The organism is Candidatus Phyllobacterium onerii (assembly GCF_028331445.1).
Lineage (GTDB): Bacteria > Pseudomonadota > Alphaproteobacteria > Rhizobiales > Rhizobiaceae > Phyllobacterium > Phyllobacterium onerii.
On the sequence record NZ_JAQMHX010000007.1, the window covers coordinates 280,778 to 304,387 of the forward strand.

The following is a 23,610-nucleotide window of genomic DNA, read 5'->3' on the forward strand; positions in this document are numbered from 1 at the left end:
ATGTTTACCTTGCGCGTTGTTGAGCGTGCGCCGCCCGGCGCGTGACGAGCGCATCAATCCCAATTGCAAGCAGGATGACGAGGCCGTAGACGCCTTGCAGCCACAGGGGATCGACCCGCACCAGCGTCAAGCCATTCTTGATCACGAGAAGTGTCATCGCCCCAAGAGCAACGCCCAGAAGAGTTCCTGCACCACCGCGAATGGCCACACCGCCGACGACTGCGGCCGCGATGACAGTCAGCTCGAATCCGCTAGCCACACGAGCATCGACGGTGGCATAACGCGAGGCCCAGAGTGCACCGCAAATGCCGGCAAGCAGCCCGGCAAGCGTGAATGCAAGCATAACGCGCCGCTTTTGCGGAATGCCGATCATATCGGCCCCATCGGGGTTGGAACCCGTTGCGAAAAGCTCCCGTCCAAGCGCCGTGCGCTTAAGCAGAAATGCGGAGAGCACCAGAATTACCAGTGTAATAACAACGATCAGCGGTATGCCGGCAATCTTATAGCCGGTCATATCAAGCCATGCCTGCGGTACCTCGTCGGCACTCACCTGATCGCCGGCAGCCCAGAGGCTGTTGAATCCTCTATAGATCGACAAAGTGCCAAGTGTGGCGACGATCGCAGGAATGCGCCCGAGCGTCACAATGCTCCCATTGACGAGACCGGCAGCAATGCCGACACAACAGGCAACGGCGAGGCCGCCCGCAACACCAAGTTCCGGAAAGGCCGAAAGAGTGCTCGCCGATGCATAGGCGGCAAGACCGATAATGGCTGCAACCGACAGATCGATGTTACGGGTGATCATGACGAGCATCTGGCCAAGCGCCGCCACCATCAACAGCGCCACATCCATTGAGACAGCAGTGATATTTGCGCTGCTGAAAATGCGTGGGTTGACGAGTGCAACAGGAATTACCACTGCCGCCATTGCAGCAACGAGGCCGAATTCGCGATGCTCCAGCATTCGGCTCCAGCCGCTGCGTTGTCCAGCGTCACCAGCATCTGCACCCGTGCGATTCTCTAACTCATGTGTCGCGGCTTTCAGCACGAGCTGCTGTGTTGCCTCTGCCCTGGAAAATTCGGCGGTCTTTTCCCCTTCACGCAGTACGACAATCCGGTCGCTCATCCCAAGCAGTTCCGGTAATTCGGAAGAGATCAGGATAATCGCCATGCCCTGCGTAGCAAGATCCGCAATCATGGCGTGGATTTCGGCCTTGGTGTTGACGTCGATGCCCTGGGTTGGCTCGTCAAGAATCAGGATCGATGGCTTGGTTGCCAGCCATTTCGAGATCACCACTTTCTGCTGATTGCCGCCGGAAAGCTGCTTGATCGGCTGGTCATAGCCCTTGAACCGCAGTTTCATCCGCTTGAGCTCGTCACCGACGATGTCGATGGCGCGTTGCGGACGGTAAATCCCGTTGCGGCTGGCCTTGGTCAGCACCGTCAGTGCAGCATTGTCGAGGATCGCGAAGTCCATGACCAGACTTTGTCCCATGCGGTCTTCGGACACATAGGCGATACCGGCCTCCATGGCATCGCGCGGCGAGCGGAATTCTACCGGCTTTCCGTCGACCAGTATTTGACCGCTGCGGGGCCTGTCGACCCCGAAAATCGCTCGGGCAATTTCCGTGCGTCCGCTGCCGACCAGGCCGCCAATCCCAAGAATTTCGCCTTTGCGGACATGGAGGTCGATTTCGCTATCGGTGCCATCGACGACAAGCTTCCTGAGTTCCAGCGCAACCGGCAAGAGCGAGGCTTCGCGCTGCGGATAGAGCATCGTGATTTCACGCCCGACCATCATATGTATCGCGCGTTCGCGGCTGAGCGAAGATGCCGGCTCGACCCCCACCATCTGTCCGTCACGCAAAACCGCAATGCGATCGGCAATACGAAAGATTTCGTCCATACGGTGGCCGACAAACATCATGGCGACGCCATGCTTGCGCAAATCCTCAACCACTTTGAACAGCCGTTCGACTTCCCGCTGGGACAGGGCTGCCGTTGGCTCGTCCATGATCAAGACCCGGGCTTTCAGGGAAAGCGCGCGGGCAATTTCCACAAGCTGCTGTTCGGAGGTGCGCAACAGACCAAGTTTTGTTGTCGCGGAGGCCTCAAGCCCCACAGTGTCGAGGACGGCCTTGGCTTGGGCATGCATCGCCTCCAGATCGATCAATCCCGCACTGTTTAGCGGCATGTGTCCGAGGAAGATGTTTTCGGCAATCGACAGATCTGGAAATAGGCCGGGATGCTGGTGCATCACGGCAATGCCGGCCTTTTGTGCATCTGCAGGCGACGCGAAAACGACCGATGCGCCGTCGATTTCCACACTCCCATGTGTCGGCTGGTAGACCCCTGCCAGAAGCTTGACGCAGGTGCTTTTCCCGGCGCCGTTTTCCCCGAGCAGCGCCAGCACCTCACCGCGCCGCAAATCGAACGATGTGTCTTTTAGGGCAACCGTGCCGGAAAACGCCTTGACGACTTTGCTTAGGCCTATCGGCGCGGTTGAGTCGCTGTCAGCGGCAACGTTCTGCAGGATGTTCAACAAGCTCCTCCTCCCGGCCGAATACCAGACCGCGCCACATACACCTCTCCCGCGTATATTAAAGCAATTTGCTAAAATAAATCATCCAAAAGGTCAAGTGTAAAATTTGACATTGGCACTCGAAACGGGCAGATTCGACTAAAGGCTCACGAGCTTTGCTGGCGGAGAACGGTGCTCGTTACAGCCACGACAAAAGAACCTATTAATGCCGCGAAACGTCAGAAATGAGAGATAATGGCCGGAAAAGGCAGCAATTCTGTTCAAGTACGGCACTATAATGAACGCGTTGTGCTGGAATCGATCCGCAAACTGAAAGACGCTTCCAAGGCGGATATCGCTCGTTACGCCAACCTGACGCCGGCAGCCATTGCCACGATTGTCGATGGGCTGGAGGCCTCGGGATTTGTAAAGCAAATTGGCAAACGTTTCGGACAGCGGGGTCAACCCTCAATCATGTACCGGCTGGTGCCCGAAAGCGCTTACTCCATTGGAATACGCATCGGGCGGCGGGCATTGGATGCCGTTCTGTTGGATTTTGCCGGCGACATTCGCGCCCAGGAATCGCATGAGTACCGGTTTCCCGTACCTTTGGATGTCAAACGCTTCGGCGATCACGCGGTCGCATCCTTCAAGACATTTCTTGGCGCCGCCGCACAATCAAGGATCGTCGGGGTCGGCATCGCTTCGCCTTATTTCTTCGGCGGATGGGGCGAAGAACTCGGATTTCCGGAGGCGCTGAGTTCCCGCTGGGAGAATGTGGATCTGACCACTTTGTTTTCCATCGCCGCCGCTACGCCCGTCTATATCGAGAATGACGGATCGGCAGCCGGCCTGGCGGAACTTGTCAGCGGCAATGGCTCCCGGTTTGACGATTTCATGCACGTATCGATCGATACGCTCATAGGCGGCGGATTGGTGCAGAAAGGTCAATTGCAGACCGGGCCGAATGGCAATACGGCCGCTCTTGGCCCCTTTCCGGTATCGAGATCCGAGCTCTTTTCAGCAAAGCCATCGGTCAGTCCGTTCGATATCCTGCTGCACCGTGCCTCGGTTTATGTCCTCGTAAATCATCTTCGTGCGAATGGCATCGATGTATTTCGCGTGCGAGAGCTGGACCCGCTGCCCGTTGCCGCCCGCACGCCGCTGCTTGAATGGCAGACCGACTGTGCCGATGCGCTGGCGCAAGCGATCATTGGCATCGTTGCCGTCGTTGATATCGATGCGGTGATCATCGACAGTATTTTGCCGCGCGCCATTCTTCATGATCTTGTTGCCAAGGTGCAGCAGCGGCTTGGCGAGATCATCCCGGTTGGCTTGCTCGCACCGGAAATCATCGCTGGATCGCTCGGCCATCTAGGATCGGCCATCGGCGCTGCCATGCTGCCGATTTACGCTCTTTTCGCCCCGGACAGCAGCGTCCTTGTGAAAAAGGACCAGCCTCGCAAGCCACTGCTCATCGGGAGCAGTCAAGCTCCTACTTCTGGATAACCTTCCAGTTCTTGTAGAAGATCGAGTTGCTGCCCTTGAGAATAACGCCCATGAACGAAACGATGGCGGCAAACAGGCCCGGCAGATAGGACGGGCGCAGGATGTCGACGAACAGGCAATAACGTGTCTGGTCTGTCTGATTGACCGACTGGTGCATCAGCGTGTCATCGAAGATGAACAGCTTGTCGTCTTTCCAGTAGCTTGTCGTATCGCCGCACCAGATATAGGCCGTGCGATCGTTCATGTCATTGATGTTGTAAAGCACGCGTATCGTTGCCCGGATCGGACCGAAATGTTTTGAAGTCGAATTCTTTTTGTTGAAGACAGATACACCGATCGTCTTCACAAAATTGTACTTCTCGTAGAAGGACGGCACGTTGGCGAAACTCGGCTGGTCTTTGCCGTACCATTTGAAAAAGAACATGCTGCGCGCCTGCTGTTCGGCGCGTGCCTGCAACTGCCCAACGATGTTTTCCTTCTGCGTCGCTGTAATCAGGCGCTTCACCTCGGCTTGATAACTGGCCGGAAGGTCCTGCAACTTGTAAACGCCCTTGTTGACGTAGGGCAGTGACAGGATGTCGAGAAGAAGGTTGAGCGGAGAAAGGACCCAGGTGAACATGCCATTGCCGAAGAAATATTGCTCGACAACCTGCAGGTTTAAATTCTTGTTGCGCGATAAATCGTAAAGGCCGCAGATCAGATAAAAGATCACCAGATAAGGGACAAGATAAGCGAGGATCGCCAGAAGAACCAATCCGACAGACCAACGCCGCAGGGACTTTTTCGTTGCTTTTTCCATGGTATTCCAGGTTCGGCGCCAGGGCAAAATAGAGGATGGCGCGGCTTGTTGAGACAAATCGATCTTGCGCGATATACAACCGCCGGCGAACTTTTAAAAGTGGTCAGCGACGGTCAGGAATAGGCCTCACGTCGATTCGCCTGTCAAGGGCGCGAGAAAGGGACAGCCATGGCCGCCCCGTTCTCGCATATTTAGCCACAATCCGCGTTGTCTCAGCCATTCACCAGTGCGAAGCCCGCATCCGTGTAGCGCTTGCCGGCGACGTGGGTCGGCGAGAGTGCATCACCTATCTTCACAAGGTCCGCAGCAGAGAGCTTGATGTCAGCCGAAGCTGCGTTCTCTTCAAGATGCCTGATCTTGCGGGCGCCGGGGATCGGTACGATGAAGTCGCCCTGGTGCAGCACCCAGGCCAACGCCAGTTGTGCCGGTGTGACGCCCTTGTCCGCAGCCAGACCCTTTAGCGTGGCGATCAGGACTGCATTGGCATCCATGTTTTCGGCCTGGAAGCGCGGCAAGGTCTTGCGCCAGTCATCGGCGCCGAGCTCATCCGGCTTGTTGATCGTGCCGGTGAGAAGGCCGCGTCCAAGCGGGCTATAGGGCACGAAGCCGATACCAAGCTCGCGGCAGACGGCAAGAACGCTGTCCTCAGGATCACGGCTCCACAGCGAATATTCGCTCTGGACGGCAGCAATAGGATGCACCTTGTGGGCGCGGCGGATCGTGGCGGCACTGGCTTCGGAGAGGCCAAGGGCTTTCACCTTGCCTTGCCTGACGAGGTCGGCCATGGCTCCGACCGTATCTTCGATCGGAACGTTCGGATCGACGCGGTGCTGGTAGAAAAGATCGATCTGTTCAATGCCGAGGCGTCCAAGCGATGATTCTGCGACGGCCTTCAGATGTTCCGGTCGGCTGTCGACGCCGATCATGCGCGACATGCCCTCGCCTTCGTCGGCGATCTTGAAGCCGAATTTGGTGGCTATCACCACCTTGTCCCAGCGGCCCTTCAACGCCTTACCGATAAGGATTTCATTGTCGAAGGGCCCATAGACTTCCGCCGTATCGAAGAAGGTGACGCCAATATCCACTGCGCGATGCAGTGTGCGGATTGCGTCGGCTTCATCTTGCCCGCCGTAGGCGAAGGTCATGCCCATGCAGCCGAGGCCCACTGCCGAGACGCTGAGTTCTGTTCCGAGTTTGCGTTTTTCCATCACTGATCTCCTTCACGTGTGATGGGTGGAAGATAAAACGTGGAGCAGTGTTCGATAATTGGCTTAAACTTTTACAGCTTGTTCTATACGATAGATCAATGGATCGTTCCCGGCTTCCCCAATTGGCAATTTTTGCGACTGTCGCGGCGAGTGGCGGTTTTCGTGGCGCGGCCAAGGAACTCGGCATCGCGCCGTCGGCTGTCAGTCACGCGATTTCCAGCCTGGAGCAGAGTTTGGGCGTAAGGCTTCTCGCCCGGACGACACGCAGCGTCGCCGTGACGGAAGAGGGCGCGCTGCTGCTCAAACGGCTTCGTCCGGCCCTTGGCGAGATCGATCTTGCGCTCGATGCGGTCAAGGAGGCGAACAACCGCGTTGCCGGCAATCTGCGCCTGAGTGTTCCGCCTTTCGCCGCCCATTGGCTTCTGGGGCCGCGCCTGGCGGCTTTCAGCGAGGCCTATCCCGGCGTGACCCTGGAGCTGCGCGTCGAGGAACCGTTCAACGATATTGTCGCGACGGGCGTCGATGCCGGCATGCGGCTTGGCGAAAGCCTGGAGCCGGACATGATTGCAGTGCGCATGAGCGACGCGATCAGTGCCAGCATCGTTGCCACGCCGGCCTATTTCGAAAACCATGCTGTGCCGAGGCACCCGCGCGATCTTCTCGATCATCTCTGCATCCGGCGCCGTTTCTCCAGTGGGCGGGTCTATCGCTGGGAATTCGAAAAGGATGGCGAGGAGATCGTCCTTGACGTAAACGGCCCGCTTATTCTTGGTGATGACCGGCTCGTGGTCGAAGCAGTTCTTGGCGGTGCTGGCGTCGCATTCCTGCTGCAACACATGGCGCCGGAAGCCATAGCCCAGGGCAGACTTCGCCGCGTGCTTGAGGATTGGTGCGCGCCGTTTCCCGGCGTCTATTTGTATTACCCGAGCCGCCGTCAGATGCGCCCGGCACTGCGCGCCTTCATTGATTTCTTCAAGTTTACGATCTAGGGGTTGTGGAGATTCATGTCAGGGCGAGACGAAAACGGTGGTTTTCGAGCACCGGAGCGCAGCGTACATTCTGGTATGTGAGCACGGGAGTGCAGAAAAATGCCGTTTGCAGGCTGCCATGGCGCGAATATCGACGAAAAGGAGATGTCATCATGTTTCGCTGGGGTATTCTGTCGACGGCAAAAATCGGGGTAACGGCGGTCATTCCCGCCATATGCAATGCGGAGAATTCGGTCCTGTCGGCCGTTGCCAGCCGCGATCTTGCGAAAGCCCGCGCCGTCGCTGACCGCTTTGGCGCGCCGCACGCCTTTGGTTCCTACGATGACATGCTGGCATCGAGCGATATTGACGGCGTCTATATTCCGCTCCCGACATCGCAGCATGTGGAATGGTGCCTGAAGGCCGCCGAGGCCGGCAAGCACGTCCTGTGCGAAAAGCCGATTTCGTTGCACGCCAGCGAGATCGCGGCGCTGCAGCGCGCCCGTGACACCAATGGCGTGCTGATCTCGGAAGCCTTCATGGTGACGTATCATCCGCAATGGTTGAAGGTTCGCGAACTGATAGCGACAGGCGCCATCGGTCGCTTGCGCCAGGTGCAGGCTGCGTTCACTTATTTCAACAAGGACGCGAGCAATATGCGCAACCAGCTGTCGCTGGGCGGCGGCGCCTTGCCCGATATCGGTGTCTATCCGACAGTGGCGACACGATTCGTGACCGGCAAGGAGCCTGTTCGCGCCATGGCGACGATCGAGCGCGATCCGGATTTCGGTACCGATCGCTATGCGAGCGTCCGTGCTGACTTCGAGGATTTCGAATTGACCTTCTATGTCGCAACACAGCTCGCCGCGCGCCAGTCGATCGCCTTCCATGGCGACAAGGGCTATATCGAGGTCCTCGCGCCGTTCAACACCGGCAAGTACGACCACGCCAAGATCACGCTGCATGACGCCAGCCATGGATCTTCGACCGAATATAATTTCGGCAATGTGGATCACTATTGCCTTGAGGTGGAAGCCTTTGCCCGTGCCGCACAGGGCGAGGATGTCGAAGTGTTCACCCTTGAAAACTCCGTCCTCAATCAAAAGCTGATCGACGCCGTTTATCGTGCCGGCGAGAGCGGTAACTGGGAAACCGTTTGACCCGACGATCATAGAGACGATTTGGAAAGTCGCTGCGGTGAGGCATATGACGGGGTTTTCGAGAACCGGAGCGCAGCGGACGTGTTGGTCCGTGAGCACCGGAAGCACAGAAAATCGCGTCAGATGACCATCGCAGTAGAGTTTACAATCAGTCTCTCACCAGTAGACCCCGCCGCGCGCCACATGCACGCGCGGCTTGCCATCCGGCGTGTAAAGGCTCTGGGCGCATGCTTCGCATTCCGCTTCGCTGCCCTGCACAATCGGGTGCGTTGCCTGCGTGTTGATCAGCGACAGGATTTCCAGATTGTTTGAGTTCCAGCGTCCATATTGCTGGCCGATCTGCGGGACAGATCTGGGGCGCGTGCGAATATGGTCCTCCGGCTTCAGCTCCAGCTCCGTCAATATATCGCCGCGCGCTGCCATATCGCAGGCTTGTTTTAGCGCGTGAAGCCGCGCCACGCGGGCTTCAGTCAGCGGGTGCGTGCGGAGAATTGACGGATCGGGAATGCGTCCACCGGGAAGGATGAGGTTTTCCCAGATCCTGCCTTGAGCCTTCTCCAGTTTCGTCAGCGCATTGGCGAGACCATCGGGATCGCCGGTCAGCATTGCTGCACCGAGATCGGCATCGAATTCGCGGGTGCGCGACAGCGCCATCTGCAGCAATCCGCCAATGGTCGGCGCAAACAGCAGCACGATCACGCCGAGCCACGGCACTTGCGCCGCCGATCCGCTGGCCATCCAGGTGATGTTGAACAGGAGGGAAACGATACCGACAGTGGACATCAACGAGGTAAAGCGCGAGACCGTATCGGCCAGAGCCATTACCTTGAGGTCCTCGTTATGAATATGGCTGATTTCGTGCGCCAGAACGCCAGTGAGTTCACGCGCTGTCAGTGCCCGAATGAGCTGATCTGTAACCGCGACGACGGAATTGTCTCTTCGCCCTACAGCAAAGGCATTCATCATGCGCGAGGGAATGACATGCAGTTTCGGCGGCTTTGGCAGGCTGGCGCGGCGCGCAAGCTCCTCGACGATCGCCAGTCCTTGCGGGAATTCGGCGCGCGTCACAGGCCTTGCCTTATACATCGTCAGCACCATTTGAGGACTTATACGCCTGATGGCATAAAGGCTGATGCCCCCAAACACGAAGGCGTATATGATGCCAGCTGGCCCCGCCAGGGTCCACGCGCAAACGACGAGCAACAGCAGGCTTCCCGCCAGCAGCAGCCAGGTGTGCAGCCTGTTGATAAGCCGGCTCCGGCGATGTCCAGGCAAGGGGAGATGGAGTGCATTGTCGGTCATAGGCGATATATGGGGCGAAAAAAGCATTTTGCCGAGTCTTTTAGGGTGATTAAGCATGCAAATGCAGCCTCTTCTGACTTGCATGGTAATTTTCCGCTTCTTATATAGCCCTCAACACGCTAGAACCGCCCATCCCGGCGACTCTGGACTGTGAAACCCCTAGAGGCTGCCGTATGGAATGCTCGGCAGAGGTCCCGGCAGCCTGCTGAATGGAGAAGAGTAATGGCTAAAGTTATCGGTATTGATCTAGGTACCACCAATTCCTGCGTCGCTGTCATGGATGGCAAAAACGCGAAGGTTATTGAAAATGCAGAAGGTGCACGCACAACACCTTCGATCATCGCTTTTACGGATAGCGATGAGCGCCTCGCTGGCCAGCCGGCCAAGCGCCAGGCTGTCACCAATCCGGAAGGCACGGTTTTTGCGGTAAAGCGCCTTATCGGTCGCCGCTATGAAGACCCGACCGTCGAGAAGGACAAGAAGCTTGTTCCTTACAACATTGTCAAAGGCGACAATGGCGATGCATGGGTAGAGGTCCACAAGAAGAAATATTCGCCTTCGCAGATCTCTGCGATGATCCTGCAGAAGATGAAGGAAACGGCGGAAGCCTATCTTGGCGAAAAGGTCGAGAAGGCTGTCATTACGGTTCCTGCATACTTCAACGACGCCCAGCGTCAGGCAACCAAGGATGCCGGCAAGATCGCTGGCCTTGAAGTACTGCGCATCATCAATGAGCCGACTGCGGCTGCCCTTGCCTATGGCCTCGACAAGAAGGAAGGCAAGACCATTGCCGTCTACGATCTTGGCGGCGGTACTTTCGACGTTTCGATCCTCGAGATCGGCGACGGCGTTTTTGAAGTCAAATCCACCAATGGCGATACGTTCCTTGGCGGTGAAGATTTCGACATGCGTCTGGTCGAATATTTCGCAGCCGAGTTCAAGAAGGAACAGGGCATCGACCTGAAGAACGACAAGCTCGCTCTGCAGCGCCTCAAGGAAGCTGCCGAAAAGGCCAAGATCGAGCTCTCGTCCGCGCAGCAGACGGAAATCAACCTGCCCTTCATCACCGCCGATGCTACCGGTCCGAAGCACCTGACGATGAAATTGTCGCGTGCCAAGTTCGAGAGCCTGGTCGATGATCTGGTTCAGCGCACTGTCGAGCCTTGCAAGTCGGCTCTCAAGGATGCTGGCCTCAAGGCTGGCGAGATCGATGAAGTGGTTCTTGTCGGCGGCATGACCCGCATGCCGAAGATCCAGGAAATCGTGAAAGCCTTCTTCGGCAAGGAACCCCACAAGGGCGTAAATCCTGACGAAGTTGTTGCCATGGGTGCTGCCATTCAGGCCGGCGTTCTGCAGGGCGACGTCAAGGACGTTCTCCTGCTCGACGTTACCCCGCTTTCACTCGGCATCGAAACACTTGGCGGTGTCTTTACCCGCCTGATCGAGCGCAACACGACGATCCCGACCAAGAAATCGCAGACCTTCTCCACGGCCGAGGACAGCCAGTCCGCCGTGACGATCCGCGTCTTCCAGGGCGAGCGTGAAATGGCTGCCGACAACAAGTCTCTCGGCCAGTTCGACCTCGTTGGCATTCCGCCCGCACCGCGCGGCGTTCCGCAGATCGAGGTGACGTTCGACATCGACGCCAATGGTATCGTCAACGTCTCGGCCAAGGACAAAGGCACAGGCAAGGAACACCAGATCCGTATCCAGGCATCCGGTGGACTTTCCGATGCGGACATCGAGAAGATGGTCAAGGACGCCGAGGCCAACGCCGAAAGCGACAAGAAGCGCCGCGAGGCTGTCGAGTCGAAGAACCAGGCTGAAGCTTTGGTCCATTCGACCGAGAAGTCGCTCAAGGATTATGGCGACAAGGTCTCGGCCGAGGACAAGGCATCGATCGAGACGGCTCTTGCCGAATTGAAGACGGCGGTTGAAGGCGACGATGCCGAGGTGATCAAGGCAAAGACCCAGACGCTTGCCGAAGTTTCGATGAAGCTTGGTCAGGCCATGTATGAAGCCTCGCAGGCTGCCGAGGCCGCTTCCGCCGAAGGCGGCGAAGCCGATGCAACCGCCAAGGCGGATGACGATGTCGTCGATGCCGATTTCGAAGAAATCGACGAAGACGGCAAGAAGAAGTCAGCTTAACCAGCGACTAAGTTCCAAACGAAAGCCCGGCCTTGTGCCGGGCTTTTTTTATTTGTGGGCGGGTCCGCTATAGGACTTTTGGATAATTGATATTTTCTTGTGACGGAACATAATAAGAACATGCGCAATTCACAGCGCAGTCGAATTTCATGACGTGATCTTTTTGTGAACGATCCAAATAGCTTTAAACATTTGAAAGGACCAAATATGAGCATGGAGTACTGGGTACATCTGAATGAGATATCGGACGATATAATTCCTGATATGATCAGTGAACTTAACAAATTTGAAATGACCTGCGAGATCTACCCAGGCTTCAGTTTCTCCAAACACTCGGGATTTCTCCCGTTCAAGTTCCGCTTGTCCAATCCAAAGCTTGACATCCTGAAAGACAAGGATCTGGTGAGCGGATTTGAACTCTACGTCGAGGATTTTGATCCCGAAGACGCCGATTGGTTTAGCCCGGAAGATCTGGCCCGGCTATCGGAATTCAAAAAGACGGTGTCGATCAGATTTGGCGCTTCCGACAGCTTTCAACTGCGATTTGCCGACCTGACAAGCGCAGTGATAGCAAAGCTTACCGGAGGGCCCCGATCTTTTGATGAGGATGTCGACTATAACACTTCGACAATCGCCGACAAAAGCTGGGAGGACCTCAAGCACTGGGAAAATTCGATCGCCGATGACGACTGGCGCTATTATGAGTTCCAGGGTTGGCACTGAACAAGCTAAACATATGTCTCAGATTCGTGGAGCGCTTGCCACACAAACGCAATAATCAGCAAATATGCGCCATTTCGGGCGAATCAATATAAGTTGGCTATGGCATTCACGGGCGTGAACACCTAAATACCGCCTTTAAATGTGCTTCTGAAGAAGCGTTTGCGATTTTCTGGGAATGAGTGTCTGGATGAAGGCTGACTATTACGAAACCCTCGGCGTAGCGAAAAGCGCTGATGAGAAAGAGCTGAAGAGCGCTTTCCGTAAACTGGCAATGCAATTTCACCCAGACAAGAATCCGGGCGACGCCGATGCCGAGCATCGCTTCAAGGAAATCGGCGAGGCCTATGAAACCCTGAAGGACCCGCAGAAACGTGCTGCCTATGACCGGTTCGGTCATGCCGCCTTCGAAAACGGCGGGATGAATGGCGGCGGCGGGTTTGGTGGCGCCGGTGGCTTTGCCGATATTTTCGAAGACATTTTCGGCGAGATGATGGGCGGTGGACGCCAGCGCCGGTCAGGCGGGCGCGAGCGCGGTGCGGACCTGCGTTACAATATGGAAATAACGCTCGAAGAAGCCTATGCGGGCAAGACGGCGCAGATCAGGGTCCCGACCTCGATCACCTGTGACGAATGCTCGGGCAGCGGCGCCAAGCCAGGTACGCAGCCGGTCACCTGCAGCACCTGTAGCGGATCCGGGCGTGTTCGGGCGGCGCAGGGTTTCTTCTCCATCGAACGCACCTGCCCGACCTGCCACGGCCGCGGCCAGATCATCAAGGATCCGTGCCCGAAATGCAGTGGCCAGGGGCGTATAACCGAGGAGCGTGCTCTTTCGGTCAATATTCCGGCCGGCATCGAAGACGGCACGCGTATCCGGCTTACGGGCGAGGGCGAAGCGGGCTTGCGTGGCGGACCCGCTGGCGATCTCTATATTTTCCTCTCATTGAAGCCGCATGAATTCTTCCAGCGCGATGGGGCCGATCTCTATTGCAAGGTGCCCATCTCCATGACGACCGCGGCGCTTGGCGGCCAGTTCGAGGTAGCGACGCTCGACGGTACGCAGACGCGTGTCAAGATTCCGGACGGTACGCAGAACGCCAAGCAGTTCCGCCTGAAAGGCAAAGGCATGCCAGTGCTGCGCCAGCCGGCCATGGGTGACCTCTATATTCAGATCGCAATCGAGACGCCGCAAAACCTAAACAAGCGTCAGCGCGAATTGCTGGAGGAGTTCGACCGCATCTCGTCGCAGGACAACAGCCCGCAATCGTCCGGCTTCTTTGCACGGATGAAAGAGTTCTTCGAGGGCCTAAGCGAATAATTTTATTGGAACTTTTCCGCGTGTCGGACTTGCTTCCGCCGTGGGTTGCGTCATAAACTTGTCTAACTGCGACGGAGGATAAGCGGGATGTCACGACCCTTGGGAAAAAAACTGGCCGAAAAGTTCGGCGAGGAAATCCGGTTCTTCAAGGGATGGATGCATGGCCCCAAGGCTGTGGGCTCGATCCTGCCGACAAGTTCCATTACCGCGCGCCGCATGGCCAGTGTCGTCAACCCGCACTCAGGCCTTCCCGTGCTGGAACTGGGGCCGGGCACCGGTGTTATCACCCGCGCAATCCTTGATCGCGGCGTTGCTCCAACCAAGCTCTACAGCGTCGAATATTCATCGGATTTTGCCCAGCATTTGCGCGAGGATTTTCCGGGCGTGAACATCATCGAGGGCGATGCCTTCAATCTGGACGTGACCCTCGGCGACAAGCGCGAGCAGAAGTTCGATTCGGTCGTTTCTGCCGTACCGCTTTTGAATTTCCCCGTCGGCGACCGCGTCAAGATCATCGAGGATTTGCTGCGCCGCATTCCGCATGGTCGGCCGATTGTGCAGATCACCTATGGGCCGATGTCGCCGGTACCGGCCGGGCGTGGCAATTACAAGATCGAACATCTCGATTTCATTATCCGTAATGTGCCGCCTGCGCGTTTGTGGGTCTACCGCCGGGTCGATTGACCTCCTATAGTCCTCCCGTGGTCTGGTAAATTCCTCAGAGGGAACTCAATGCTGCCGAAAATTCTTGTTTTCGCGGGCTCGAACCGTACGGGCGCTTTTAGTGGCCAGGTTGCAAATGTTGCGGTCAGAACGTTGGTGGAACTCGGCGCCGATGTCACACGGATTGCGTTGATCGACTATCCGCTGCCACTCATGGATGAAGATCTGGAAGAGGAAAAGGGCATTCCCGAAAATGCCATGAAACTTGGCCGGCTATTCGCGGCGCATGACGCCATTTTGATCGCATCGCCCGAATATAACTCGTCGATCCCGCCGCTGGTGAAGAATACCATCGACTGGGTCAGCCGCATCTCGAAGGACGGCGACAAGCCGCTCAAGCCCTATGCCGAAAAGGTCGTGGCGCTGTGCTCGTCCTCGAACGGCAATTTCGCAGGCATACGCTGTCTATACCATCTGCGTGCCGTGCTGATGAATGTTGGCACCCAGATCATTACGGAACAATGCTCGGTGCCGCGCGCGCAGGATGCGTTCGCCGAAGATGGCTCGTTCAAGGACGAGCGGACTGCCAAAGCGATGCAGCGCGCGTGCCAATCCTTGATTGACCACACGAGATTCGCCATTTCTCGTCGATAGACAAAACTTGCGCTAGCATATTTCCTATCCGGTTGATCTGTGCGATTGAGGTTCGATCAACAAAAAGGGTGATTTGTCATGACGGAAACGGCCTTGCGCGAGCGCCTGATCGTCGGACTTGATGTGCCGACATTGAAAGCAGCCGAACAGGCGGTCAGCGAACTTGGCGATACGGTGTCGTTCTACAAGATCGGCTACCAGCTGGCATTTGCCGGTGGGCTTGGCTTTGCCAGCGAGCTTGTCAGCTCGGGCAAAAAAGTCTTCCTCGATATGAAACTTCTCGACATCGACAATACCGTAGCCAAGGGTGTCGAGAACATCGTCAGGATGGGCGTCTCCATGCTCACGCTGCACGCCTACCCCAAGGCGATGAGGGCAGCGGTCGAGGCGGCCAGGGGATCGGACCTCTGCCTTCTCGGGGTAACGGTGTTGACTTCGATGGATCAGCAGGATCTGGCTGATGCAGGCTATGAGCACGATCCCGATACGCTGGTCCTTATTCGCTCCGAGCAGGCGCTTCAGGCGGGAATGGGCGGGATTGTCTGCGCCGCAACGGAAGCTGCCGCCGTCCGCAAGATCGTCGGACCGGAGCTGGCCATCGTCACCCCCGGAATCCGTCCGGCCGGTGCCGACCTGGGCGATCAGAAACGGGTGATGACACCCGCCGATGCGCTGCGGTCCGGTGCAAGCCATCTGGTGGTCGGCCGGCCGATTGTCGGCGCGCCGGATAGGAAGGCAATCGCAGAAGCTATCCTCGCGGAAATGTCCAACGCCTGAAGAAGCATACGAGGCAAGAACTGCGCAACTTTCGGCAAAACCTGCGCAAGAATCATTGAATCTCACACGACAATCGGCTGAAATGGTGCAAGATTTTCAACCCTGTCGAGCAATTTGGTTGTGAAAGGTAGAATATCGGATGGCCAAAGGATATTGGATCGCACGTATCGATGTCAGAGACGCGGAACGTTACAAGGACTATATCTTAACGGCAAAGCCGGCTTTTGAAAAATACGGTGCCAATTTTCTGGCTCGTGGCGGGCAGTACCATGTGCTTGAAGGTCAGGCTCGCGGCCGCAATGTTGTCATTGAATTCCCCTCGCTTCAGGCGGCCGTCGATTGCTATAATTCTCAGGAATATCAAGCAGCTAAGGCAATTCGCATTACCGTTGCCGATGGAGAAATGCTGGTCGTCGAAGGCGCTTGATCGCTGGCAGCTCATATTTTCCAGCACGCGAAGTTGTGAACATCTATACCCGACCTTATCCCATTGTTGCATTGCAATATTGGGGAAACCCGCTACGGTCACTGACCAGTCAAGAAATCTTTCATATTTAAGGGAGAGATTCTTGGAACTGACGTTGCGTTGATCGATCGGAAATTGGATGTTTTATCAGCTCTATGAACTGAACCATGCCGCACTCCAACCCTACCGCGCACTCGCCGACGCCACCAAGCTATTCTACGATAACCCCTTGAATCCATTGTCTCAAACCGTCGTCGGGCGCTCGGTTACCGCGATGTGCGAGCTGTTCGAGCGCACGACGCGATGCTACGGCAAACCTTCCTTCGGCTTGCCGACCACGATCGTTGACGGTGTCGAAACAGACATAAAAGAAAAGATCGTCTGGTCGAAACCGTTCTGTAACGTCATTCATTTCAAGCGTGCCTTGAATGCCAAACGTCCTGCCGACCCGAAGATTCTGGTGGTGGCACCGATGTCTGGTCACTATGCAACTCTGCTTCGTGGCACGGTGGAAGCGTTGCTGCCGCATGCCGAGGTCTACATCACCGATTGGGTGGATGCCCGCAGCGTCCCGCTGAGCGATGGTAAATTCGATCTCGATGATTATATCGACTATGTCATTGAAATGCTTCATGCATTGGGCGAAGATACGCATGTCGTGGCCGTCTGTCAGCCATCCGTTCCGGTGCTTGCCGCCGTCTCCATCATGGAGACCAATGGGGACAGATTCGCACCTTCCAGCATGACGCTGATGGGTGGGCCGATCGACACCCGCAAGAATCCGACTGCCGTCAACAAGCTGGCGGAAGAAAAGGGGATCAACTGGTTCCGCGATAACGTGATCATGTCGGTTCCGTGGCCGCATGGCGGGTTCATGCGTGATGTCTATCCGGGGTTCCTGCAGTTGTCCGGCTTCATGAGCATGAATCTCGATCGCCACATCACTGCCCACAAGGAGTTCTTCATGCATCTGGTGCACGAAGACGGCGATTCCGCTGACAAGCATCGTGAATTCTATGATGAATACCTCGCGGTCATGGATTTGACCGCGGAATTCTATTTGCAGACCGTGGATACGGTATTCGTCCGCCAGGCATTGCCGAAAGGCGAAATGACTCACCGGGGCCTCCCGGTCGATCCCTCCGCCATTCGCAATGTTGCTCTTCTGACAGTTGAAGGGGAGAACGACGACATCTCCGGCGTTGGTCAGACCAAAGCCGCACAGACGCTCTGCGTCAATATTCCGGACGAGATGCGCATGCATTACCTGCAACCGAAGGTTGGCCATTACGGCGTATTCAATGGCTCGCGGTTTCGTGCAGAGATTGCGCCGCGCATTGTGCAGTTCGTTAATGATCACGCACAAATGAACCGCAGGACCAACGTGACGCCGATCGTCAAACGCGCCTGAAGATCTAATCCGTAGGATGTATTGGGGAAACGCCGCGCCTCGTCAAAGCGATTTGGGAGCTTTGACGGCGGTTGCGTCTTCCATCTAACAGAAAGCCGTTTGTAATCAACGGGTTATCTTATATTTTCTAGCGGCCAGAACCTTGCACCCGTACAAATTTCAGTTAGCCGGCACAGTTTCTGATGCATCACTGAAACCCTCATGAATATTGGGGGAATGCGAAATTTCAAATTTTAACCATATATTAACAATGGCTGGATCGTGGCGCCATTGTGATTGACTCATGTCCCCTCCCGCCATTAACGTTTTGTTAACGATAGCGATCGGGTCTGGAGTAAAGCATGTTCGGGGTAGCAGGGGTTGTAAAGACCATAGTCGCCATGGCGCTCTTCGCGGGTACGCTTGGCGCAAACGTCGCTTTTGCCTCCGAAGCATTCATGACCACTGGCGGTCTGACATCACAGCCAATCGGCCATTATGAATTCTGCAAGCGGCTCCCGGAAGAATGCTCCATCCGCAGCCGGAATGTCATGCCCGAAAAGATGAATCATGATTTCTGGCAGTTGATCGTCAACGTCAACAGCAATGACAACCACAAGATCAAGCCATTGACCGATATGGAAATCTACGGCGTGGAAGAATATTGGGCCTATCCCGACAAGGTTGGCGATTGCGAGGATTACGTCCTTTTGAAGCGACGCGACCTGATGCAGTCGGGCATTTCTCCGGCAAATCTATTGATCACCGTGGTGCGCAAGCCTGATGGTGAAGGTCATGCTGTGCTGACCGTCCGCACTGACAAGGGTGACTTCGTCCTTGATAACCTTGTTGACGGCGTAAAGAACTGGTCAGAAACCCCATATACCTACCTTAAACGTCAGGCGACCAACAATTCGGGTCGCTGGGTCAGCATTGAGGCTCCCACGAATATTCTGGTTGGTTCGGTCCAATAATCGAGCGAAGTCGACCTCAGCCTATTTCGAAGCTGCCAGATGGGGAAGGTCTGGCAGCTTCTTTATGAATATTAACAAAGTCGCGTAGTGAGGTAGCTTGGCTCAGACCGCTGACATCGAATCCGCCCCCATCCGGTACGAGATAGCTTCGGCAAGATGAATGCGCCCGACGATTTCTTGTCCGTCGAGGTCTGCGAGTGTGCGCGCAACTTTCAATACCCGGTGATAGGCCCGCGCGGAGAAGCGCATTTGTTCACTCGCCTGCTGCAGCAAGGAAACGCCGGGTGCATCCGGTTGTGCCACCTGTTCGATCAGAGCAACTGAGCACTGCGAGTTTGTGGTGATCGTTGGAAATCCCAATTCCTCGTAGCGCCTCTTTTGGATTGTCCGCGCTCGCGCGACCCGTTCAGCGACGGATGCGCTGCTTTCCGAAGAGTGCGGGCGTATGAGATCGGTAGCACTCACGGACGGGACGTCGATCCTGATGTCGATACGATCCATCAGAGGCCCAGAAATCCTTGCCTGGTAATCCTGCCGGCACCGTGGCCCCCTTGCACACTGATGGCCGGGTTCCCCCGCCATGCCGCAGCGGCACGGGTTCATAGCCGCAACAAGCTGGATCTGTGCCGGATAAGAGATACGGTGATTGGCGCGCGCGATCATACATTCGCCAGTCTCCAGTGGCTGGCGCAAGGAATCCAGGACCTGCGGCGTAAACTCGGGAAATTCATCGAGAAACAGCACGCCGCGATGGGCCAGCGAGACTTCCCCCGGCCTTGCTCGAATGCCGCCCCCAACCATAGCCGCCATGGATGCCGAGTGATGCGGCGCGCGAAATGGCCGTCTGTCCGTCAACTTGCCGCCCATGAGTTCGCCGGCGATCGAGGCGATCATCGAGACATCGAGCAACTCACGCGGCAGCAATGGCGGAAGGATGGAGGGCAGACGCTGCGCCAGCATGGATTTGCCGGATCCTGGCGGGCCCATCATCAAGAGGTTGTGCCCACCCGCTGCCGCGACCTCCAGCGCGCGCCGCGCACTTTCCTGGCCTCTTATGTCTGCAAGATCTGGCAGTCCAATCGCGCTCGTCTGCATGACGGGCTCAGGACGTGACAGGACCTGTGTACCGCGAAAATGATTGGCAAGCTGGATCAAACTGCGCGGCGCAAGAATATCGATGTCGGAGCCGGCCCATGCGGCTTCCGGGCCACAGGATGCCGGGCATATCAGTCCCTTCTCTTGTCGGTTGGCAGCAATTGCTGCGGGTAGCACACCCGCGACATGGGTGATGGTTCCATCAAGTGACAATTCGCCCAGCACCACATAGTTCTGAAGTGCGTCGGCAGGCATGGCGCCAAGCCCTGCCATCAATCCCACGGCGATCGGCAGATCGTAATGGCTTCCTTCCTTGGGCAAATCGGCTGGCGCGAGATTCACCGTCACCTTCTTGACGGGCATTGAAAGCCCGGAGGCATGTAGTGCCGCCTGGACCCGCTCCCGGCTTTCGGCGACTGCCTTGTCCGGAAGACCGACGATATGCATTCCCATTTTGCCGGGGGCAATCATCACCTGCACATCGACAGGCTGAGCTTCAATACCCTGGAAGGCAACCGTACGAACGCGGGTAACCATGAAATCTTTCTTGAAAATGCAGACGTTTGAAAATGAAGAATGCTAAAGAACGTATATCAGCACACTTCAATCTGCATGACAAGAACAATAAGGGAACAGATCGGAGGTATGAGAATTACTGGCGTTTGGCTTCCACAGCATCCCAAAACAGCGCCGCAATATCTGCACCGCCGAAGCGTTTGACCTCTCGAACGCCGGTCGGAGAAGTGACATTGATCTCGGTCATATAGTCGCCGATCACGTCGATACCCACCAGAATGAAACCACGCTCGCGCAAGGACGGTCCAATACGCGCGCAGATTTCGCGTTCACGATCCGTGAGTTCGGTTTTCTCGGCGCGGCCGCCCACATGCATGTTGGAACGCGAGTCGGTTTCAGATGGCACTCGGTTGATCGCGCCGACGGGCTCGCCATCGATCAGGATGATACGTTTGTCACCCGAGCGAACATCTTTCAAATAACGCTGTGCAATAAATGGTTCGCGGAACATCTGGGCGAACATTTCCAGCAATGACGTCAAGTTGCGGTCGCCATCGGCGAGATGAAACACACCTGCGCCGCCATTGCCATAAAGCGGTTTCAGAATGATATCGCCGAATTCCTTGCGGAATCCCGCGATTTCCAATGGATTCTTGGTGATCAGCGTTTCCGGCATGAGATCGGGAAACTCGGTGACGAAAATCTTCTCGGGGCTGTTGCGCACCCAAGCAGGATCGTTGACGACAAGCGTCTTCGGATGGATCCGCTCCAGCATGTGCGTGGTCGTGATGTAATTCATGTCGAAGGGCGGGTCCTGGCGTAGCAGCACCACGTCCATTTCCGACAGATCGCGCGAAACCGGTTCTCCCAGTGTATAATAATCGCCTTCGATATCGCGGACGCTCAGTTCTTCCACGCGCGCAGAAACCACGCCATCGCGCATGCTGAGCCTGTCGGGGGTATAGTGGTAGAGTATGTGACCGCGTTTTTGCGCCTCGAGGCAAAGCGCAAATGTTGTATCGCCAGCGATCCGGATCGAATTGATATGGTCCATCTGGACCGCGACTTTGAGTGCCATGGAACGTCCCCCGACAGGATTAGGAGTGTTCACATGGCGATGTCACGTTCAATGGTCAAGGTCAATGCCGAGACGGCATCAACATCCTGCGAGGTTAGAGCCTTTCTTGTTTAAATAGAACCCGTTCTGTTTCACGGATGGCGAGACAATCCACACGGAAGGTGGCGAGGCCGATGTTTACCCATCGGACGAAGCCGCCTGACAACGTGGCTGTCCGCCAGCCGGAAACCCGAAGGGCCGGGTGAATTCGGGCCAAATCCTTCGGGCTTCGGCTTCATCCGATGGATAAACATCGGCCTCGCCCAACCCCTCGACCTTGAACCAAATTCCTTCCGGCAGAACGATTCTATTTAAGCAAGGAAGGCTCTACAAGCGGGCCATGCAGATATTGGTGTGGCCAGCGCCGATAAAGCCAAGGCGGCTAGCGGCACCTTTCGAGAGATCGAGCATGCGGCCCCTGACAAACGGCCCCCGATCGTTGATGCGCACCACGACCGTCTTGCCATTGCGCTGGTTGGTTACTTTGACGCGCGAGCCGAGCGGCAAGGTGCGATGAGCCGCGGTGAGAGCGGAGGGGTTCATCCGTTCGCCGGAAGCGGTTCTAGAATGAAGAGCGTACCACGAAGCACCGCCACAGGCCGAACCGGCACTGGCGGATACAGCGCCCAACATCAGAAAAAAGATGGATGAAATAAGTACCGTGCGGATACTTGCGAAAGAGACCATGTGAAATTCACACTTTGAGTAGCCCGCGGCACAGAACAGCCGGACTGAAGACACACGCGTAGAGATTGACCCCCGGGCAAGTAGATCGTGGCGTGAGCGAGTAGCTCTCTCTATTTTGGAGAAATGTGGCCTTGAGGTGACCCGTTTCGGAGACTTCGTCGAGATCAATCCGAAATATGATCTAAGTTACTCAAAAAACTTGTCTTAATATGACTCAAAAAGTGATGACCGATGCTTACGGTGAAATGCGGTATGACTGCAAACGGTCGAGAATATGGCCACAATGTGATGAATGCCAATAGAATTATTGAGCGATGACTACGAGTTGGTCGGTGCGTTTCAAAAATCGGTAAACCTTTAAATGTAGAAAAGCCCCGGCTTGTGAAAACCAGGGCTTTAAAAACTCAAAATTTGGTCCGGATTATGCGAGCGCGGAGGCATCCAAAGCGTGGATGATACCGCGTAGTTCGGCAAGACCGCGCAGGCGGCCAATTGCCGGATAACCGGGCGTTACGTCCTTGTTCAGGTCGTCGAGCATGCGGTGCCCGTGATCAGAGCGGAAAATGATACTGTTCGTCTTGTCCCGCTTATGGTCTTCGGTGAGAAGTTCGCGCAACACCGCCACCATATCCACGTCGCCTTCAAGGTGAGCCGCTTCGTGAAAGCTGCGGCCATCACCCTCGCGGGTCGTCGCACGCAAATGGGTGAAGTGGATGCGCGAAGCGAAGTGCCTGGCGATCTTGGGCAGGTCATTGTCAGCCCGCACACCAAGACTGCCGGTACAAAGGCACATGCCATTTGCAGGCGAGGGTACTGCATCGAACAGCGCCGCATAGTCGGCACCAGTCGAAGCAATACGCGGCAGGCCGAAGAGGGAACGAGGCGGATCATCCGGATGCAGGGTCAGCTTTACGCCGAGCTCTTCGGCAACCGGCGTCACAGCCTCCAGGAATTCAATCAGATGCTGACGCAGCCGGATCGCATCGATGCCAGAATAGGTTTCGAGCTTGTCGCGGAACGCCGGTATGGTCAGCGGTTCGGTGGTTGAGCCCGGGAGAGCGCTGGCGATATTGCGCGTAAGATCAGCAATTTCCTGTGCACCCATGGCATTATAAAGGTCGCTGGCAATCTCGCGGTCAGCCTTTGAGTAATCGTTTTCGGCGCCTTCGCGCTGCAGGATGTGCAAATCGAACACAGCGAACACGTTGTGGTCGAAGCGCATGGCTGTCGAACCGGTCGGCGTGACATAGTCGAGATCGGTGCGGCACCAGTCGACCACGGGCATGAAGTTGTAGCAGACGACCCTGATGTCGTTGGCCGCAAGTGCTTCCATACTAGCGATCCAGGCGGCAATCTCGTGCTTGGCAGCGCCACCGAGGCGCTTTACTGCATCAGGAATCGGAATGCTCTCGACCACCGACCAGGTCAGCGGCGTCCGTCCGGCTGGTGTCGATTCGATCAATGATTTACGCTCGTGCACCTGCGCTATTGTCCATGCTTCACCAATCGGTACCTCGTGCAGAGCCGAAACGATATCGGTCGCGCCGGCCTGCCGTACATTATCGAGTGAGACACCGGCTTTTGGGCCAAACCATCGCCATGCCTGACGCATTCATTC

General features: G+C 56.3%; 20 protein-coding genes. 12 read left to right on the forward strand and 8 right to left on the reverse strand.

What is annotated here, in order from left to right:
• Window positions 1–4: 4 nt before the first annotated feature.
• A complete protein-coding gene (locus tag PHA01_RS18035) occupies window positions 5–2,542 on the reverse strand; it encodes an ATP-binding cassette domain-containing protein (RefSeq protein ID WP_271897758.1) in 2,538 nt (845 codons plus the stop codon).
• Between the two features lie 234 nt (window positions 2,543–2,776).
• Between PHA01_RS18035 and PHA01_RS18040 the strand changes: the two genes are divergently transcribed.
• Window positions 2,777–4,030 carry an ROK family transcriptional regulator gene (locus tag PHA01_RS18040; protein ID WP_271897759.1) on the forward strand — a complete coding sequence of 418 codons (1,254 nt, stop codon included), beginning with the start codon at window positions 2,777–2,779 and terminating at the stop codon, window positions 4,028–4,030.
• On the opposite strand, the gene PHA01_RS18045 is transcribed toward PHA01_RS18040, so the two are convergent.
• Window positions 4,017–4,829, reverse strand: coding sequence for an aspartyl/asparaginyl beta-hydroxylase domain-containing protein (locus PHA01_RS18045; protein ID WP_271897760.1), 813 nt, complete (start codon window positions 4,827–4,829; stop codon window positions 4,017–4,019). The genes PHA01_RS18040 and PHA01_RS18045 overlap by 14 nt on opposite strands.
• 212 nt (window positions 4,830–5,041) lie before the next feature.
• Window positions 5,042–6,037, reverse strand: a complete 996-nt coding sequence (locus PHA01_RS18050) for an aldo/keto reductase (protein ID WP_271897761.1) — start codon at window positions 6,035–6,037, stop codon at window positions 5,042–5,044.
• Window positions 6,038–6,135: 98 nt separating this feature from the next.
• On the opposite strand from PHA01_RS18050, the gene PHA01_RS18055 reads away from it, so the two are divergent.
• Complete coding sequence (locus PHA01_RS18055; RefSeq protein ID WP_271897762.1) at window positions 6,136–7,026, forward strand: LysR family transcriptional regulator; 891 nt, start codon at window positions 6,136–6,138, stop codon at window positions 7,024–7,026.
• Window positions 7,027–7,178: 152 nt separating this feature from the next.
• A complete protein-coding gene (locus PHA01_RS18060; RefSeq protein ID WP_271897763.1) occupies window positions 7,179–8,165 on the forward strand; it encodes a Gfo/Idh/MocA family protein in 987 nt (328 codons plus the stop codon).
• A gap of 156 nt (window positions 8,166–8,321) precedes the next feature.
• Here PHA01_RS18060 and PHA01_RS18065 read toward each other — a convergent pair whose 3' ends face one another.
• Complete coding sequence (locus PHA01_RS18065) at window positions 8,322–9,467, reverse strand: zinc metalloprotease HtpX (RefSeq protein WP_271897764.1); 1,146 nt, start codon at window positions 9,465–9,467, stop codon at window positions 8,322–8,324.
• A gap of 222 nt (window positions 9,468–9,689) precedes the next feature.
• On the opposite strand from PHA01_RS18065, the gene dnaK reads away from it, so the two are divergent.
• From dnaK to PHA01_RS18110, 9 genes are all read left to right on the forward strand, one after another.
• The gene (gene dnaK / locus PHA01_RS18070) at window positions 9,690–11,615 is read left to right on the forward strand and encodes a molecular chaperone DnaK (protein WP_114429737.1); all 1,926 of its coding nucleotides are present in this window, start codon (window positions 9,690–9,692) and stop codon (window positions 11,613–11,615) included.
• A 213-nt stretch (window positions 11,616–11,828) separates the two neighbouring features.
• Window positions 11,829–12,338, forward strand: coding sequence for a hypothetical protein (locus PHA01_RS18075; RefSeq protein WP_271897765.1), 510 nt, complete (start codon window positions 11,829–11,831; stop codon window positions 12,336–12,338).
• A 187-nt stretch (window positions 12,339–12,525) separates the two neighbouring features.
• Window positions 12,526–13,653 (forward strand): molecular chaperone DnaJ, encoded by a 1,128-nt coding sequence (dnaJ, locus tag PHA01_RS18080; RefSeq protein WP_114429739.1) that lies wholly within the window; start codon window positions 12,526–12,528, stop codon window positions 13,651–13,653.
• An 87-nt stretch (window positions 13,654–13,740) separates the two neighbouring features.
• Entirely contained in the window at window positions 13,741–14,337 is a 597-nt protein-coding gene (gene pmtA, locus PHA01_RS18085) for a phospholipid N-methyltransferase PmtA (RefSeq protein WP_112524803.1), read from the forward strand.
• 48 nt (window positions 14,338–14,385) lie between these two features.
• A complete protein-coding gene (locus PHA01_RS18090) occupies window positions 14,386–14,970 on the forward strand; it encodes an NADPH-dependent FMN reductase (RefSeq protein WP_271897766.1) in 585 nt (194 codons plus the stop codon).
• A 78-nt stretch (window positions 14,971–15,048) separates the two neighbouring features.
• Complete coding sequence (pyrF, locus tag PHA01_RS18095; RefSeq protein ID WP_271897767.1) at window positions 15,049–15,747, forward strand: orotidine-5'-phosphate decarboxylase; 699 nt, start codon at window positions 15,049–15,051, stop codon at window positions 15,745–15,747.
• A 139-nt stretch (window positions 15,748–15,886) separates the two neighbouring features.
• Complete coding sequence (locus PHA01_RS18100; RefSeq protein ID WP_271897768.1) at window positions 15,887–16,174, forward strand: DUF1330 domain-containing protein; 288 nt, start codon at window positions 15,887–15,889, stop codon at window positions 16,172–16,174.
• Window positions 16,175–16,352: 178 nt separating this feature from the next.
• Window positions 16,353–17,624 carry a polyhydroxyalkanoate depolymerase gene (locus PHA01_RS18105; protein WP_271897769.1) on the forward strand — a complete coding sequence of 424 codons (1,272 nt, stop codon included), beginning with the start codon at window positions 16,353–16,355 and terminating at the stop codon, window positions 17,622–17,624.
• Window positions 17,625–17,965: 341 nt separating this feature from the next.
• Window positions 17,966–18,577, forward strand: coding sequence for a transglutaminase-like cysteine peptidase (locus PHA01_RS18110; RefSeq protein ID WP_370637104.1), 612 nt, complete (start codon window positions 17,966–17,968; stop codon window positions 18,575–18,577).
• 102 nt (window positions 18,578–18,679) lie between these two features.
• Here PHA01_RS18110 and PHA01_RS18115 read toward each other — a convergent pair whose 3' ends face one another.
• From PHA01_RS18115 to uxuA, 4 genes are all read right to left on the reverse strand, one after another.
• The gene (locus tag PHA01_RS18115; RefSeq protein ID WP_271897770.1) at window positions 18,680–20,209 is read right to left on the reverse strand and encodes a YifB family Mg chelatase-like AAA ATPase; all 1,530 of its coding nucleotides are present in this window, start codon (window positions 20,207–20,209) and stop codon (window positions 18,680–18,682) included.
• 115 nt (window positions 20,210–20,324) lie between these two features.
• The gene (gshB, locus tag PHA01_RS18120) at window positions 20,325–21,266 is read right to left on the reverse strand and encodes a glutathione synthase (protein ID WP_271897771.1); all 942 of its coding nucleotides are present in this window, start codon (window positions 21,264–21,266) and stop codon (window positions 20,325–20,327) included.
• A 366-nt stretch (window positions 21,267–21,632) separates the two neighbouring features.
• Window positions 21,633–21,938 carry a septal ring lytic transglycosylase RlpA family protein gene (locus PHA01_RS18125; RefSeq protein WP_183661873.1) on the reverse strand — a complete coding sequence of 102 codons (306 nt, stop codon included), beginning with the start codon at window positions 21,936–21,938 and terminating at the stop codon, window positions 21,633–21,635.
• Window positions 21,939–22,413: 475 nt separating this feature from the next.
• Entirely contained in the window at window positions 22,414–23,604 is a 1,191-nt protein-coding gene (uxuA, locus tag PHA01_RS18130) for a mannonate dehydratase (RefSeq protein ID WP_271897772.1), read from the reverse strand.
• Between the last annotated feature and the right edge of the window lie 6 nt (window positions 23,605–23,610).